The 15,163-nt window shown below is 60.4% G+C and carries 20 protein-coding genes; 8 read left to right on the top strand and 12 right to left on the bottom strand.

What is annotated here, in order from left to right:
- Nucleotides 1-101 precede the first annotated feature (101 nt).
- From trmB to GUC32_RS20825, 6 genes are all read left to right on the top strand, one after another.
- Nucleotides 102-821 (top strand): tRNA (guanosine(46)-N7)-methyltransferase TrmB, encoded by a 720-nt coding sequence (gene trmB / locus GUC32_RS20850; protein ID WP_049204213.1) that lies wholly within the window; start codon nucleotides 102-104, stop codon nucleotides 819-821.
- Complete coding sequence (locus GUC32_RS20845) at nucleotides 821-1,147, top strand: YggL family protein (protein ID WP_004937412.1); 327 nt, start codon at nucleotides 821-823, stop codon at nucleotides 1,145-1,147. The genes trmB and GUC32_RS20845 overlap by 1 nt, the downstream gene beginning before the upstream one ends.
- 215 nt (nucleotides 1,148-1,362) lie before the next feature.
- Nucleotides 1,363-2,286: a glutaminase B gene (gene glsB, locus GUC32_RS20840; protein WP_004937414.1), complete on the top strand. Its 924-nt coding sequence runs from the start codon at nucleotides 1,363-1,365 to the stop codon at nucleotides 2,284-2,286.
- Nucleotides 2,287-2,316: 30 nt separating this feature from the next.
- Nucleotides 2,317-3,039, top strand: a complete 723-nt coding sequence (locus tag GUC32_RS20835; RefSeq protein WP_025304254.1) for a DUF2884 domain-containing protein — start codon at nucleotides 2,317-2,319, stop codon at nucleotides 3,037-3,039.
- A 95-nt stretch (nucleotides 3,040-3,134) separates the two neighbouring features.
- On the top strand, nucleotides 3,135-3,377 hold the full coding sequence (locus GUC32_RS20830; RefSeq protein WP_004937418.1) for a DUF4160 domain-containing protein: 243 nt from the start codon (nucleotides 3,135-3,137) through the stop codon (nucleotides 3,375-3,377).
- Nucleotides 3,361-3,609, top strand: coding sequence for a DUF2442 domain-containing protein (locus GUC32_RS20825; RefSeq protein WP_025304253.1), 249 nt, complete (start codon nucleotides 3,361-3,363; stop codon nucleotides 3,607-3,609). The genes GUC32_RS20830 and GUC32_RS20825 overlap by 17 nt, the downstream gene beginning before the upstream one ends.
- A 37-nt stretch (nucleotides 3,610-3,646) precedes the next feature.
- On the opposite strand, the gene hemW is transcribed toward GUC32_RS20825, so the two are convergent.
- From hemW to GUC32_RS20795, 6 genes are read right to left on the bottom strand one after another with little or no spacing between them, the layout of a single operon-like run.
- Nucleotides 3,647-4,789: a radical SAM family heme chaperone HemW gene (hemW, locus tag GUC32_RS20820; protein WP_169541176.1), complete on the bottom strand. Its 1,143-nt coding sequence runs from the start codon at nucleotides 4,787-4,789 to the stop codon at nucleotides 3,647-3,649.
- Nucleotides 4,782-5,375, bottom strand: coding sequence for an XTP/dITP diphosphatase (locus GUC32_RS20815; protein ID WP_049208389.1), 594 nt, complete (start codon nucleotides 5,373-5,375; stop codon nucleotides 4,782-4,784). The genes hemW and GUC32_RS20815 overlap by 8 nt, the downstream gene beginning before the upstream one ends.
- Nucleotides 5,376-5,392: 17 nt before the next feature.
- The gene (yggU, locus tag GUC32_RS20810; RefSeq protein WP_049208390.1) at nucleotides 5,393-5,683 is read right to left on the bottom strand and encodes a DUF167 family protein YggU; all 291 of its coding nucleotides are present in this window, start codon (nucleotides 5,681-5,683) and stop codon (nucleotides 5,393-5,395) included.
- Nucleotides 5,680-6,234: a YggT family protein gene (locus tag GUC32_RS20805; RefSeq protein ID WP_025304250.1), complete on the bottom strand. Its 555-nt coding sequence runs from the start codon at nucleotides 6,232-6,234 to the stop codon at nucleotides 5,680-5,682. Before GUC32_RS20805 ends, yggU begins: the two co-directional genes overlap by 4 nt.
- Nucleotides 6,235-6,265: 31 nt before the next feature.
- Nucleotides 6,266-7,087: a pyrroline-5-carboxylate reductase gene (proC, locus tag GUC32_RS20800; RefSeq protein WP_025304249.1), complete on the bottom strand. Its 822-nt coding sequence runs from the start codon at nucleotides 7,085-7,087 to the stop codon at nucleotides 6,266-6,268.
- Nucleotides 7,088-7,106: 19 nt separating this feature from the next.
- A complete protein-coding gene (locus tag GUC32_RS20795; protein WP_192974193.1) occupies nucleotides 7,107-7,814 on the bottom strand; it encodes a YggS family pyridoxal phosphate-dependent enzyme in 708 nt (235 codons plus the stop codon).
- 20 nt (nucleotides 7,815-7,834) lie between these two features.
- On the opposite strand from GUC32_RS20795, the gene GUC32_RS20790 reads away from it, so the two are divergent.
- Complete coding sequence (locus tag GUC32_RS20790; protein WP_049208392.1) at nucleotides 7,835-8,857, top strand: type IV pilus twitching motility protein PilT; 1,023 nt, start codon at nucleotides 7,835-7,837, stop codon at nucleotides 8,855-8,857.
- Here GUC32_RS20790 and ruvX read toward each other — a convergent pair.
- The 6 genes from ruvX to GUC32_RS20760 all read right to left on the bottom strand — a co-directional run bounded on the left by ruvX (nucleotide 8,854) and on the right by GUC32_RS20760 (nucleotide 13,058).
- The gene (gene ruvX / locus GUC32_RS20785) at nucleotides 8,854-9,276 is read right to left on the bottom strand and encodes a Holliday junction resolvase RuvX (protein WP_025304246.1); all 423 of its coding nucleotides are present in this window, start codon (nucleotides 9,274-9,276) and stop codon (nucleotides 8,854-8,856) included. The two genes, GUC32_RS20790 and ruvX, sit on opposite strands and share 4 nt — an antisense overlap.
- The gene (locus GUC32_RS20780; protein WP_004937452.1) at nucleotides 9,276-9,839 is read right to left on the bottom strand and encodes a YqgE/AlgH family protein; all 564 of its coding nucleotides are present in this window, start codon (nucleotides 9,837-9,839) and stop codon (nucleotides 9,276-9,278) included. Before GUC32_RS20780 ends, ruvX begins: the two co-directional genes overlap by 1 nt.
- Nucleotides 9,840-9,986: 147 nt before the next feature.
- Nucleotides 9,987-10,937: a glutathione synthase gene (gshB, locus tag GUC32_RS20775; RefSeq protein ID WP_025304245.1), complete on the bottom strand. Its 951-nt coding sequence runs from the start codon at nucleotides 10,935-10,937 to the stop codon at nucleotides 9,987-9,989.
- A gap of 10 nt (nucleotides 10,938-10,947) precedes the next feature.
- Complete coding sequence (gene rsmE, locus GUC32_RS20770; protein ID WP_025304244.1) at nucleotides 10,948-11,679, bottom strand: 16S rRNA (uracil(1498)-N(3))-methyltransferase; 732 nt, start codon at nucleotides 11,677-11,679, stop codon at nucleotides 10,948-10,950.
- A 69-nt stretch (nucleotides 11,680-11,748) separates the two neighbouring features.
- Nucleotides 11,749-12,444, bottom strand: coding sequence for a deoxyribonuclease I (gene endA / locus GUC32_RS20765; protein WP_089196263.1), 696 nt, complete (start codon nucleotides 12,442-12,444; stop codon nucleotides 11,749-11,751).
- A 101-nt stretch (nucleotides 12,445-12,545) separates the two neighbouring features.
- The gene (locus tag GUC32_RS20760; RefSeq protein ID WP_004937462.1) at nucleotides 12,546-13,058 is read right to left on the bottom strand and encodes a SprT family zinc-dependent metalloprotease; all 513 of its coding nucleotides are present in this window, start codon (nucleotides 13,056-13,058) and stop codon (nucleotides 12,546-12,548) included.
- 349 nt (nucleotides 13,059-13,407) lie between these two features.
- On the opposite strand from GUC32_RS20760, the gene fumA reads away from it, so the two are divergent.
- Nucleotides 13,408-15,054, top strand: a complete 1,647-nt coding sequence (gene fumA, locus GUC32_RS20755; RefSeq protein ID WP_025304241.1) for a class I fumarate hydratase FumA — start codon at nucleotides 13,408-13,410, stop codon at nucleotides 15,052-15,054.
- The last annotated feature ends 109 nt before the right edge of the window (nucleotides 15,055-15,163 follow it).

The raw sequence follows: 15,163 nt of genomic DNA, 5'->3' as shown, positions 1-15,163 counted from the left end.
GACGCCGTACGGCGGGTACAGAAGATGAACACTTGCTAAACCAATGTATCTTTGCATAATGCGCGTTTCCCTAATTGGCAGCCAAACAGACAGAAAGCACTATGATTAATGACGTCATCTCCCCGGAATTTGATGAGAACGGCCGCGCGATGCGCCGTATCCGCAGTTTTGTCCGCCGCCAGGGGCGGCTGACCAAAGGCCAGCAGCACGCGCTGGAGAACTATTGGCCGGTGATGGGCGTGGAGTATCAGACTGACGCTGTCGATCTCGCTGCGCTGTTTGGCCGCGAAGCGCCGACGGTGCTGGAGATCGGTTTTGGCATGGGTGCCTCGCTGGTGACCATGGCGGGCAACAACCCGCAGCAGAACTTTTTAGGGATCGAAGTGCACTCGCCGGGCGTGGGTGCCTGCCTGGCCGACGCCCACGAGGCGAAGTTGAGCAACCTGCGCGTGATGTGCCACGATGCGGTTGAAGTGCTGGAAAACATGATCCCGGACGGCTCGCTGGACATGGTGCAGCTGTTCTTCCCCGATCCGTGGCACAAGGCGCGCCACAACAAGCGCCGCATCGTGCAAACGCCGTTTGTCGAACTGGTGCTGCGCAAGCTGAAGACCGGCGGGGTCTTCCACATGGCCACCGATTGGCAACCTTATGCGGAACATATGTTAGAGGTTATGAACGGGGTCGCAGGCTACCGTAATCTTTCCAGCGATAATGATTATGTGCCGCGTCCGGATTCGCGCCCACTGACGAAATTTGAATTACGCGGCCAGCGCCTGGGACATGGCGTTTGGGACTTGATGTTTGAGAGGAAAGAATAATGGCTAAGAACCGCAGTCGTCGTTTACGTAAAAAGTTGCACATTGAAGAATTTCAGGAGCTGGGTTTCTCCGTAGCCTGGCGCTTCGCCGAAGGCACGTCGGTGGAAGATATCGACAGCACGCTCGATACCTTCATCGATGAAGTGATCGAGCCGAACGGTCTGGCGTTTGACGGCAGCGGCTACCTGCAGTGGGAAGGTCTGATCTGCCTGCAGAAGATCGGCCACTGCACCGACGAGCATCGCGAACTGGTGAAAAACTGGCTGGAAGCGCGCAAACTGACCGACGTGAAGGTCAGCGATCTGTTCGATATCTGGTGGGATTGATCGCGTTTGCCCGATGAGCGCGGCTTCGCGCCGCTTATTTCCCCCTAAATAATTGGATTTGCATCACGGCGGCAAGAGTGTGAGTCCCCAGGAGCTTACTTCAGTAAGTGACTGGGGTGAGCGCTCGCAGCCAACACAGATGCGGATTCAAGTATGACGGGGATGGATTTAAGGTGCCTTAACGGCGCCTTTGTTTTGCCCGGAGTGTGACCGAGGTGGTAACAACATTGGATAACGCGTTGCTGGAGGAGATCCTGCAACAGGTGCGCCCGTTGATTGGCCAGGGGAAAGTGGCCGACTACATCCCGGCGTTGGCGGAAGTGCCCGCCGATCGGCTGGCGATCGCCGTCTGCACGGTGGACGGCGAACTGTTCCAGGCCGGCGACGCCGCGGAGCGCTTCTCCATCCAGTCGATTTCCAAAGTACTGAGCCTGACGCTGGCGCTGACGCGCTATCAGGAGCCTGAGATCTGGCGGCGCGTCGGCAAAGAGCCTTCTGGCCTGCCGTTCAACTCGCTGCTGCAGCTGGAGATGGAGCAGGGCAAACCGCGCAATCCGTTTATCAACCCCGGCGCGCTGGTGGTGTGCGACATGCTGCAAACCCGGCTCAGCGCCCCCAAACAGCGCATGCTGGAGGTGGTGCGTCAGTTGGCCGGTGAAGACGACCTGGCCTATGACCTGCGGGTGGCGCGCTCCGAGTTCGAACACTCCGATCGCAATGCGGCCATCGCCTATCTGATGAAGTCGTTCGGCAACTTCGAGAACGATGTGATTACCGTGCTGCAAACCTATTTCCACTACTGCGCGCTGCGCATGAGCTGCGTGGAACTGGCGCGCAGCTTCGTCTATCTGGCCAATCACGGCCGCGATCTCAGCGGCGAGGCGGTGATCAGCCCGCTGCAGGCCCGGCAGATCAACGCCCTGATGATGACCAGCGGCATGTACGACGGCGCCGGCGAATTCGCCTATCGGGTGGGGATGCCGGGCAAGTCCGGCGTGGGCGGCGGCATCGTGGCCATCGTGCCGGACGAACTGTCGATCGTCGTTTGGTCGCCGGAACTGGATGCTTCCGGCAACTCGCTGGCGGGAACTGCGGCGCTGGAACTGTTGTCTCAACGTATCGGTCGTTCGATTTTTTAATCCCAATCTGGATGGGAGTCAGGAGAAGCTATGTTGAAGAAAACCGGGTTAGCCTTACTGCTGCTGGCGGCGACTGCCGCACAGGCCCACGCCGAGTACCAATGCAGCGTTAAACCCCAGGATGATGTGATCATCAGCCCGCAGAGCGTGCAGGTGAAAGGCGCCAGCGGCGACCTGCAAATTTCGCCGGATGGCGACGTGATCCGCAACGGCCAGGCGCTGAGCCTGAGCGACAGCCAGCGGCAGAAAGCCTTCAGTTACCAGAGCGCCTTGCGCAAGCAGCTGCCGTGGATCGACGACGGCGCGCAGAAGCACCTGGAGAAAGCCCGCTCGGCGCTGGATAAGGTGATCGTCAAAGAGCTGGGCAGCAACAGCAACGTGCGCAACCGGCTGACCACCCTGAACGGCCAGCTGAAACAGCAGATGAACCGCATCATCGAACACCGCAGCGACGGCCTGACCTTCCACCACCAGGCGATTGACCAGGTGGAGCAGGACGGCCGCAACATCGTGCAGCAGAGCATGGGCGGGGTGCTGCAGGACAGCCTGAACGAAATGGGCGTCAAACAGGCCGCCAACAGCGGCGGCAACCCGCTGCAGGCGATCATGGGCAACCTGGGCGGCTTGCAGAAGGCGATCCAGAACGAATGGAACAACCAGGAGCAGGACTTCCAGAACTTCGGTCATGACGTGTGCAACCGCGTCACCGCACTGGAAACCCAGCGCAAGGATTTGCTGAAGGCGTTGAAGTAACGGATAGGCATAGCCGCCGTGCGTTCTTTGACCTCACGACGGCTATCTGAGAAACTGGCTAAACTATAATCAATCGGCAAAAGGATTTTGCATTGATGCCAGTGATATTCCGTTATAAAGGCTATAGGTTCTTTTTTTATTCAAATGAGGGTGACCCGCTTGAGCCGCCGCATGTTCATATCAGAGACGCTGAGGCTGAAGCGAAATTTTGGTTGGTTCCTGGCGTGCAGTTGGCGCGTAATGATGGCTTTAACGCCAGAACGCTAAAAGAGTTGGCTGGTCTGGTTGATACCTATCAGGCATTGTTTTTGGAGGCTTGGCATGAGTATTTCGGCTAAACGCGTCAGCTTTGACGATACGACGATGTGGGTCGAACTAAGTGACGCCAGAATTATTGGCGTGCCGCTGGCCTGGTTTCCCCGTTTGTTGAACGCGACGGAAGAACAGCGGGCGGGGTATGAGCTCAGCGCTCGCGGCATCCATTGGGACGCGTTGGACGAGGATGTTTCCGTTGAGGGATTGCTGAAGGGGCGTGGCGACGTGACGCACCGCCCTCATAATGCCGCCTGAACATGAAAAAAAGCGCTGATCATTCAGCGCTTTTTTTTTATTCGTCGTCCGCCAGGAACAGTTCCAGCAGCGAGTTGAGGAACAGTTTGCCCTTCTCGGTAATTTGCCAATGCTCCGCGGTTTCTTCCAGATAGCCTTTGGCCAGCGCTTCGTCCAGCTGCGGGCGAATGACGCTTTCCGCCAGCCCGGTGTAGTTGACGAAGTCGGCGCGCGGCGCGGCTTCCAGCAGGCGGAAGCGGTTCATGAAGAACTCGAACGGCCGATCCGCCGCCGCCACCTCATGCTGCTTGTCCATGTAGTCGCCGCGCATAAAGCCGCGCGGGTGCTTGGTCTTGGCGGTGCGCAGGATGCGCCCGTCGCTGAAGGTCACCTTGCCGTGCGCGCCGCAGCCGATCCCCAGGTAGTCGCCGAAGCGCCAGTAGTTGAGGTTGTGCTGGCATTGGAAGCCCGGCTTGGCGTAGGCCGAGGTTTCATACTGTTGATAGCCGGCGGCGCTCAGCAGCTGGTGGCCGCGTTCGAAGATGTCCCACAGCGCGTCGTCGTCCGGCAAAACCGGCGGGCGCGAGCTGAACAGGGTGTTCGGCTCGATGGTCAGCTGATACCACGACAGGTGCGGCGGATTGAGGGCGATAGCCTGGCGCAAATCGTCCAGCGCCTCTTCCAGCGACTGATCCGGCAGGCCGTGCATCAGATCGAGGTTGAAGCTGCGCAGGCCGAGGCCGGTCGCCAGCGTCGCCGCGCGTCTGGCCTCTTCCGGGCCGTGGATGCGCCCCAGGCGGTTCAGCTTCTCGGCGCTGAAGCTTTGCACCCCGATGGAGATGCGGTTGACGCCGGCGCGCTGGTAGCCGCTGAAGCGATCGGCCTCCACGGTGCCGGGGTTAGCCTCCATGGTGATTTCGGCGTCGTCGGCGACGCGAATGCGCACCCGCACGCCGTCCAGCAAGGCCTGCATCGCCTCGGCGCTCAGCAGGCTAGGGGTGCCGCCGCCGATAAAGATAGTGCTGATTTCCCGGCCGCCGGCCAGCGGCAGGTCGGCATCCAGATCCGCCAACAGATGATCGACGTACTCCTGATGCGGTACGTCACCCTTCAGCGCATGGGAGTTGAAGTCGCAGTACGGGCATTTCTGCACGCACCACGGGATGTGGATGTAGAGACTCAGCGGGGGCAGTTTAAGCATTGCGCATGGCTTCCAACATCAACTTCAGCGCCTTGCCGCGGTGCGAAATCGCCCGTTTCTCGTCGCGGCCCAGCTCGGCGGCGGTGCGGCTCAGTTCCGGCACGTAGAAGACCGGATCGTAACCGAAGCCGCCTTCGCCGGCGGCCTGTTCGGTGATTTCGCCGGCCCAACTGCCGTGGAACACCAGCGGCGTCGGATCTTGCGCATGGCGCAGATAGACCAGCACGCAGTGGAATTGCGCGCCGCGCCGGCCCGGCGCCACGTCTTTCATCGCCGCCAGCAGCTTGTCGAGGTTCTGCCGATCGTCGGCGTCTTCACCGGCGTAGCGTGCGGAGTAGATGCCCGGCGCGCCGCCCAGCGCGTCGACCGCCAGACCGGAGTCGTCGGCGATCGCCGGCAGGCCGGTGACCTGTGCCGCATGGCGCGCTTTCAGAATGGCGTTTTCGATAAACGTCAGGCCGGTCTCTTCGGCGGATTCCACGCCCAGATCGGTTTGCGCGACCACGTCCAGGCCGAAATCGGCCAACAGGTCGGCAAGTTCGCGCACTTTGCCCGGGTTACCGGTGGCAAGAACGACTTTTTGCATAATGACTACCTTGAAAATTATTCGATGAGCGCCGCGACCACGGCGGGGATCTGTTGCGGATTCACGATGCGTAACTGTTTATGCCGCCCCAGTTCGCCTTTCTCGATGGTGACGTTGCTTTTCGCCACTTTGAACTGCTTGGCGATAAACTTGATCAAATGGGCGTTGGCTTGGCCGTCGACCGGCGGGGCGGTGATGGCGACTTTTAGTTCGTCGCCATGCAAGCCGATAATTTGGTCGCGGCTGGCTTTCGGCTGAATATATAGCCTGATCGCCAGCCCGTCCAGCACCGGAGTGATGGCACTCACAGCAGGAACCAGATCTCGCCGAACAGATCCATGCCCAGGTAGTTGATCAGATAGAGGATCAGGATCACCACCATGGCGGAAAAGTCGATACCGCCCATCGCCGGAATGATGCGACGGATCGGCGCCATCAACGGTTCGGTCAGCTGGTACATCACGTAGTCGATCGGGCTGCGGCCCTGGCTTACCCAGCTCATCAGCGCACGAATGATCATCACCCAGAAGATCAGGTAGCCGGCGGACTTGACCAGCGAGATCAGGCCGAACAGCAGGTTATACGGGCTGAGCGATATCGCGCCGCCCTGGATCAGTAGCAGCAGCGGGTACTTGATGGTCATCAACAGGAACGCCAGCAGCAGAGAAGCGCTGTCGATAGGCCCCAGCGATGGGATGATGCGGCGCAGCGGGCCGACCACCGGTTGGGTGATCTTCACCACAAACTGCGAGAACGGGTTATAAAAATCGGTGCGCGTCCATTGCATCCAAATGCGCAGCAACAGCACCATCACGTACAGATCAATAACGGTCTTGACCAGGAAAGTCAGCGTTAGCATGAAGTGGTCCTTCTCCTTAACTCATGGTTATTTAAAATAATTTTTCCATTTCTTGCGCACGAGAAACGGCGGCCTGCATCGCTTGCGCCACGGTTTCCGGCAGTTGGCGTTCGTTGAACACCCGCAGCGCTTCGGCGGTGGTGCCGCCTTTGGAAGTCACCTGCTCGCGCAGCGTGCCCAGCGGCGTATCCGGGTTGGCTTCCACCAAGGCGGCAGCACCGGAAGCGGCCTGCTGCACCAGATCGCGCGCGGTCTGGCTGTCGAAGCCCATGCGTTCGGCCTCTTTTTGCATCGCTTCCATAAACAGGAAGAAATAAGCCGGGGCGCTGCCCGCGGCGGCGATCACGCCGTTGATGCCATTTTCGTCATCTACCCAGCAAACTTTACCGACCGACGCCATTAAATCGCCGGTGTAGTCGCGATCCTGTTGGCTGACCTGCGCCGGCGCGTACAGCCCGCTCATGCCCTTGCCGACCAGCGACGGGGTGTTGGGCATGATGCGCACGATGTCCAGTTGGTCGCCGAGCAGCTGATAGAAACGGCTGACCTGAATACCGGCGGCGATCGACAGCACCAGTTTGCCGCCGAAATCGACCTGTTCGCGCAGCGGCTGACACACGTCGGCCATCATCTGCGGTTTGACCGCCAGCACCACCACCTCGGCTTCACGCGCGCAGGCGACGTTGTCGCCGCTGCTGACGATGCCGTAGTCCGCCGCCAGCGCGTCACGGTTTTTCGCCGAAGGGGCGCAGACGCTGATGGATTTGGCCGGATAGCCGCCCGCCACCAGGCCGGCGATGATTGCACGCGCCATGTTGCCGGCGCCGATAAAGGTAATCTTGCGATGTTGCATCAAATCCCTCGTCTGTTTGTCAGGCCTGCGAGTAGTCGCGGGCGCCAAAAATTGCGGTGCCGATGCGCACCAGGGTGCTGCCTGCGGCAATCGCTGCCGCCATATCGTCCGTCATGCCCATCGACAGCGTATCGGCCTGCGGATAACGCTGGCGCAGGGCGAGAAAGGCGTCGTTCATCTGGTTGAATACCGCCAACTGCCGCTGGTAATCCGCTTCCGGCGCCGGGATGGCCATCAGGCCGCGCAGCGTCAGGTTCGGCAGCGCAGCGATCGCCTCGGCCAGCGCCGGCAGTTCGCTTAATGCAATGCCGGATTTGCTCTGTTCATCGCTGATGTTGATTTGAATCAGCACGTTGAGCGGCGGCATGTCGGCCGGGCGCTGATCGCTCAGGCGCTGGGCGATGCGCAGCCGATCCACGGTATGACACCAGGCGAAATGTTCTGCCACCAGCCGACTCTTATTGGATTGCAGCGGGCCGATAAAGTGCCACACCAACTCACCGCCCTGAGGCGACTCGGCGAAATGCCGGATCTTGTCTACCCCTTCCTGCACGTAGTTCTCGCCGAAGGCGCGCTGGCCGGCGGCGATGGCTTCTTCGATCGCCGCCACAGGTTTGGTTTTGCTGACTGCAAGCAGAGCAACTTCTTCTGGCGCCCGCGCGCAGTTTTGCGCGGCGGCCGCGATGCGGTTTCTGACATCCTGCAGGTTCTGTTGGATAGTGCTCATTATTGACCCGGGAGAGTGATATGGATATCGATGAATTCGTGGCCCTTAGTGTAAAGCATAATGCTTCCGATCTGCACCTTTGTGCCGGTCATCCGCCGATGTTGCGCATCGACGGTGAACTGCAGCCGCTGGCGGCGGCGCCAACGCTGACGGCGCAAGGCGCGCAGGCCCTCTGCGATGGATTGCTGAATGCGCAGCAGCGCGAGAGCCTGCGGCGGCTGGGGCAGGTCGATCTGGCGCTGCACAGGCCGAGTGGAGAGCGGCTGCGTGCCAACGTTTTTCAGCAAAGCGCGGGGATGTCTCTCGCGTTGCGGCGCATCGCCGGGCAGTCGCCCTCGCTTGCCGAGCTGGCAGCGCCGGCCATCGTGCCGGCGCTGCTGCGGCGCGACGATGGGCTTCTCCTGGTCACCGGCGCCACCGGCAGCGGCAAGTCCACCACGCTGGCGGCGATGATCGACGAGATCAACCGGCACCAGCAGCGGCACATTTTGACGCTGGAGGATCCGATTGAATTCCTGCACCGCAGCCGGCGATCGCTGATCCAGCAGCGGGAGATCGGCCGCGACAGCCACAGCTTTGATGCGGCGTTGCGCGCCGCGCTGCGCGAAGATCCTGATGTGATCCTGCTGGGCGAGCTGCGCGATACCACCACCATCCGGCTGGCGCTCACCGCGGCGGAGACCGGCCACCTGGTGCTGGCGACGCTGCACACCCGCAGCGCGTCGCAGGCAGTGGAACGGTTAGTGGACGTGTTTCCGGCGGAAGAAAAACCCTATGTGCGCGCCCAGCTGGCCGGCAGTCTGCAGGCGGTGATCGCGCAAAAGCTGATGAGGCGGCCCGGCGGCGGACGCGTGGCGATCTTCGAAGTGCTGACGGCGACGGCGGCGGTCAGCAACCTGATCCGCGAAGGGAAAACGCATCAGTTGGCGAGCGTGTTGCAAACCGGCGCACAGTCCGGCATGCAAACCTTTGAGCAAGGTTTGCAGCAGCGGATTGACGCCGGTGTGTTGGGGGACTGTGCGGGGGAGGGAACGGGTGTTTAGCCCAGCTGCCGTTCGAACCAGCTCTCGAGGATCACTACCGCGGAGGCGGAATCCACGCTGCCTTTATCAAGGGCGCGGAAGCCGCCGCGGTCGAACAGGTTGGCGCGCGCTTCCACGGTGCTCAGGCGCTCGTCATGCAGATCGATCTGGATGCCGAAGCGGCCGTGCAGGCGGTTGGCGAACTTGCGCGCCTGGGCGGTAACGGGCTGTTCGGTGCCGTCCATGTTCAGCGGCAGGCCGACCACCACCAAATCCGGCTGCCACTCCTTCAGCAGTTTTTCAATTTTCAGCCAGTCCGGCGAGCCGTCCTGCGCTTTGAAGGCCGGCAGGGCGCGGGCGCTGCCGGTCAACTCCTGGCCGATGGCCGCGCCAATGCTTTTGGTGCCGAAGTCGAAGGCGATAATGGTGCGGTTGCTCATCAGGCGTGTCCTGCGTGGTTGGCGATGCTGCGAATGTCGATACCCAATAGGTTCCCCGCCTCGCGCCAGCGGCTGGCGATCGGCGTGCGGAACAAAATGTCGGTGTTGGCTTCGATGGTCAGCCAGGCGTTTTCCAATACTTCCTGCTCCAACTGGCCCTTTTCCCAGCCCGCATAACCCAGCGCCACCAGCACGTCGTCCGGTTGCTCTGGCGTGCCGAGCGTTTCCAGCACGTCTTTCGAGGTGGTGATCATGGTGTTGGGCGAAATTTGAATGCTGGCGCCGAAGCCGTGGCGCGGCGTATGCAGGATAAACCCGCGATCGTCCGCCAGGGGGCCGCCGGCGAACACCGGCTTGTCCAGGCTGATGGCCGGATCGCGCGCAGGCGGCATGATCTTCAGCTTGCTCAGCACCGTGGCTACCGTGAACTGCTCCACCGGTTTATTGATCACCAAACCCATGGCGCCTTCTTCATTGTGCTCGCAAATGTAAATCACCGAGCGCTTGAAGCGAGGATCCTGCAGCGTTGGCATGGCGATCAGAAAATGGTGCTGTAAATTCATGGCGTTAGTATAAGGTAATCAATGGGTGAGAAAATAAACAGCCGCCAGTATGCGGCTATACCCGCCGCCTTTCAAGCCGCTGCCGGAAAGGCGGGCTTTGGCGGGCGCGATACAGGATAGCGGGCGGCATGCCGCCCGCATGACGCATTACTTCGCCGCCAGGCGCTTTTCAATCGCGTCCATCAGCATGCCGGTAATCGAAATCGGGAATGCCGCCTCGATCTCGCGCGCGCAGGTTGGGCTGGTCACGTTGATTTCGGTCAGGCGATCGCCGATCACGTCCAGGCCGACGAAGATCAGCCCTTTCTCTTTCAGCGTCGGGGCGACGGTACGGGCGATTTTCCAGTCGCTCTCGCTCAGTGGACGCGCTTCGCCGCGGCCGCCGGCCGCCAGGTTGCCGCGGGTCTCGCCCTGCGCCGGAATGCGCGCCAGGCAGTAAGGCACCGGCTCGCCGTCCACCACCAGGATGCGCTTGTCGCCGTCCTTGATCGCCGGCAGGAAGTTCTGCGCCATGCAGAAACGGCTGCCGTGTTCGGTCAGGGTTTCGATGATCACCGACAGGTTAGGATCGTCCTGCTTCACGCGGAAGATAGACGCGCCGCCCATGCCGTCCAGCGGTTTCAGGATGATGTCGCCGTGCTGTTGGTGGAATTTGCGGATGTGTGCGGCGCTGCGGCTGACCAGCGTATCCGGCGTCAGCTCAGGGAACCAGGCGGTGAACAGCTTCTCATTGCAGTCGCGCAGGCTTTGCGGCTTGTTGACCACCAGCGTGCCTTTGACTTCGGCGCGTTCCAGAATGTAGGTCGCGTAGATGTATTCGGTATCGAACGGCGGATCCTTGCGCATCAGGATCACGTCCAGATCGTGCAGCGCCAGATCCTGCTCGGCGCCGAAGCTGAACCAGCTCTCCTTGTCTTCCTTCACGCTCAGCAGGCGGGTACGGGCGCGCCCGTCGCCGGCGTGCAGATAGAGATCGTTCATCTCCATGTAGTGCAATTCGTAACCGCGGCGCTGCGCTTCGAGCAGCATGGCGAAGCTGGTGTCTTTCTTGATGTTGATGGAATCGATAGGATCCATCACGATGCCGAGCTTAATCATCTTTTCTCCTTTAACCCAGGTCGCCGAAGCGGACCTGCAGAGCGGTAATGGCGGTGAGCGCTGTGGTTTCGGTACGCAGAACGCGTGGTCCCAGCAGAATATCAGTAAATCCGTGGTCGGTGGTCATGGCGATTTCGTCGGCGGACAAACCGCCTTCCGGGCCGATCAGCAGGCGGACGCGGTCTACCGGCTGCGGCAGCGTGTTGATGCTGTGGCTGGCGCGCGGATGCAGGTTGAGCTTCAGGCTGCCGTCCTGCTCGGCGCACCAGGCCTCCAGCGACATCGCCTCGCGGATTTCGGGAATGCGGTTGCGGCCGCACTGCTCGCAGGCGGCGATGGCGATCTTTTGCCATTGTTGGATTTTCTTCGCCAGACGCTCGCCGTCCAACTTGACGCCGCAGCGCTCGGAAAACAGCGGGGTGATGACGTTGACGCCCAGCTCGATGGATTTCTGGATGGTGAACTCCATCTTCTCGCCGCGCGAGATCACCTGGCCCAGATGCAGGTTGAGCGGCGATTCGATGTCCTCCACGCGGCCGTCGCCGAGGCGCACCAGCACGCTCTTTTTGTCCACCCGGACTATCTCGGCGTCGAACACCTGGTTACTGCCGTCGAACAGCTGCAGCGCCTGGCCGGCGCTCATGCGCAGCACGCGCCCGACGTGGTTGGCGGCGTCCTCGCTGAGGGCGATCTCCGCCCGATCGGTTAACGGCTGCGGATGGTAAATGCGGGGTATGCGCATGGGTAGTCTGATCCTGACGAAACGGCGCCGCGGGTTGGCGGCGCCATGAAAGATAAAGGCTATAGTAGGTTAGCTTTTCCGCTGCTGACAAGCCTGTTGAATATAGGGGTTGTGGTTGCCCTGCACCTTGGCGATACGTGCTTCACGCTGACATTCCCATTGGCTCACCGGATATTGCCGGTTCCACACCTCGAACAACTGGGTTTGCTGGCGTGACAGCCGCAGCTGGTAGCGATCGCGCATGTAGAAGTAGGTGCGGGCAATGGCGCCGCGGGCGCGGGCGGGCGGCTCCGCCTGTTTATTCTTGAAGTCCACCTTCATTGGGCATTGCCCGTACTGGCCTGCGCCGCCGTTCCATTGGCTGTACATGAAGTTGTTGCGGTCGCCGTTCACTTCGCCGATCGCCGGCTGCAGGTTGTGCAGATCGGTTTCTATCTGGCGATAGGTGGCGTCCTTGTTGCAATTTTTGCGCCCGCCGTCCTGCCAGCACTGCAGCTGGTGACCGAACTGCCAGGCCGGCACTACGTGTTCCCATTCGATGCGCTGTGCGCGCTGGACGTTTTTACGCACCTGATAGCCGCAGCCGGCGAGATCCGGGATACCCTTCTTGCCTTGCCAGTCGATGCGGCAGCCGCAGTAAAAGCTGCCCGGCGCATCCTGATTAATCTTGGCCGCCGCCGCTTTGGCCTGAGAGAAGTTATTGATGCCGTGCGCCTGTACGGCGCCTGCGGCGAAAACCGCCATAAACAAAATTCTGCGAAGCATATTCCAAAACAGCTCAAAATTGGAAAAGCAGGCAGGGTAACGGAACTTGCCGGCAGTGGCAAATGGCGATATTTGCTTGTTTTAACGTATAAATCGTTTAACTAAAGGTTCTCGCTAGCAAGAAATTTCAGTTTTTCGCCGCACCGGCGGCAGCGGTATTCGCTTTCGCCGCGCAGCACGCGGTTATGGCGGCGAATGGTGAGCTGGTGCTGCCCGCAGCCGCAGCGGTAGGGGAAGGTTTTGCTTTGCACCGAGGCGGTTTCGAAACGGTGAGTGCGGCTGGCGGGGGTCAGTAGCACGCTTTCCATCATCCAGCGCCATTCGCGGCCGTGCGGCGCCACACGGCCGAATTGGCGAAACACCAGCAGGTGCGCCAACTCATGCGGCACCACCTCATCGATAAACGGCTGTTGGTTTTCCAGCAGCAGCACCGGGTTCAGACGGATTTCCCAGCTTTGCAGCCAGGCGGTGCCCGCGCTGGTGCCGCGTTGCTGATAGACGATGCTGGGTTCGGGGAACTCGACGGCAAAATGCTGGCGTGCCAACTGCAGCTTTTCTCGCAGGCAGCGCATCACCGCTTGTTGCAGCGCGATGGGGATTCTTGGTTTGTTCATTGCGGCTAGCTTAAGCAATGGCACGGCGGCTGACAATATGCTCCGACGCAAATCCGCATCCGCGTTTTTTCGCCACATTGATAAAGCGATCGCCGTCGATGGATTGTAATCAATGTGTTAACTGCGGGATAATAAAGCGTGCATGATGAGCCTGTACCCGCAGTTCTCACCGAGCAAGGTTGAAACGCCGCCTGTGGTAATCCCTTACGCAAAGAGCGGTTATTTTGCGATTTGGCGCAATAACTGACTGATTAAAAATACGTAAGGTGGAGGCAGTTTTTTGACAAGGCGCCGCCTCGCGCGCCACAAGTGTGAATTTAACGCAGCTGATGTTGCAAGTGAGAGATCAATGTCGAATAAACCGTTCCACTATCAAGATCCGTTCCCGCTGAAGAAAGACGATACCGAATATTATCTGCTGAGCCGCGACCACGTTTCCGTGAGCGAGTTTGAAGGCCAGGAAATACTGAAAGTTGCCCCTGAAGCGTTAACCCTGCTTGCCCAGCATGCGTTCCACGACGCCTCGTTCATGCTGCGCCCGGCGCATCAACAGCAGGTGGCCGATATCCTCGACGATCCGGACGCCAGCGAAAACGACAAGTACGTTGCGCTGCAATTTCTGCGTAACTCAGAAATCGCCGCCAAGGGTATTTTACCGACCTGCCAGGATACCGGCACGGCGATCATCGTCGGCAAAAAGGGCCAGCGCGTCTGGACCGGCGGCGGCGATGAAGAAGCGCTGTCGCGCGGGGTGTACAACACCTACATCGAAGAGAACCTGCGCTATTCGCAGAACGCCGCGCTGGATATGTACAAAGAGGTCAATACCGGCAGCAACCTGCCGGCGCAGATAGATCTCTACAGCGTGGACGGCGAAGAATACAAATTCCTGTGCATCGCCAAGGGCGGTGGTTCTGCCAACAAAACCTATCTGTATCAGGAAACCAAGGCGCTGCTGTCGCCGGGCAAGCTGAAAAACTACCTGGTCGACAAGATGCGCACGCTGGGCACTGCGGCCTGCCCGCCGTACCACGTGGCGTTCGTCATCGGCGGCACCTCGGCGGAAGCGACGCTGAAAACCGTCAAACTGGCCTCGACCAAGTATTACGATGGCCTGCCGACCGAAGGCAACGAGCATGGTCAGGCGTTCCGCGATCTGGAACTCGAAGCGGAACTGCTGCAAGAAGCGCAGAACCTGGGGCTGGGCGCGCAGTTCGGCGGCAAATACTTCGCGCACGATATCCGCGTGGTGCGCCTGCCGCGCCACGGCGCGTCCTGCCCGGTCGGCATGGGCGTTTCCTGCTCGGCAGACCGCAACATCAAAGGCAAGATTAACCGCGACGGCATCTGGCTGGAAAAACTGGAGCACAATCCGGGTAAATTCATTCCTCAGGAGCTGCGCCAGGCCGGGGAAGGCGAGGCGATCAAAGTCGATCTCAACCGTCCAATGGCCGAGATCCTCAAACAGCTGTCGCAGTACCCGGTTTCCACCCGCCTGTCGCTGAGCGGCACCATCATCGTCGGCCGCGATATCGCGCACGCCAAGCTGAAAGAGCGCCTGGATCGCGGTGAAGGCTTGCCGCAGTACGTCAAGGATCACCCGATCTACTACGCCGGCCCGGCCAAAACGCCGGAAGGCTACGCGTCCGGTTCCTTGGGGCCAACCACCGCTGGGCGTATGGACTCCTACGTCGATCTGCTGCAATCCCACGGCGGCAGCATGATCATGCTGGCGAAAGGCAACCGCAGCCAGCAGGTGACGGATGCCTGCCACAAGCACGGCGGCTTTTACCTCGGCAGCATCGGCGGCCCGGCGGCGGTGCTGGCGCAGCAGAGCATCAAGAGCCTGGAGTGCGTGGAGTACCCTGAGCTGGGCATGGAAGCGATCTGGAAAATCGAAGTGGAAGATTTCCCGGCGTTTATCCTGGTGGATGACAAAGGCAATGACTTCTTCCAGAAGATTCAGGCCGGTCAGTGCTCCAGCTGCCTGAAATAATCGCTGCCCCCTTCGCCGCCCGCGGGCGGTGAAGGGGAGTGTGTAAAGTCCTGTAGCTTGCTGGACGTCGAGTTTTAACCTGTATACCCTACGCGGGTAGCACTAAAAT

The sequence above is a fragment of the Serratia sp. NGAS9 genome (genome assembly GCF_009905295.1).
Taxonomy (GTDB): Bacteria; Pseudomonadota; Gammaproteobacteria; order Enterobacterales; family Enterobacteriaceae; genus Serratia; species Serratia bockelmannii.
Note: the sequence above shows the minus strand (reverse complement) of the source record. Positions and strands in the feature narration are given on the sequence as shown.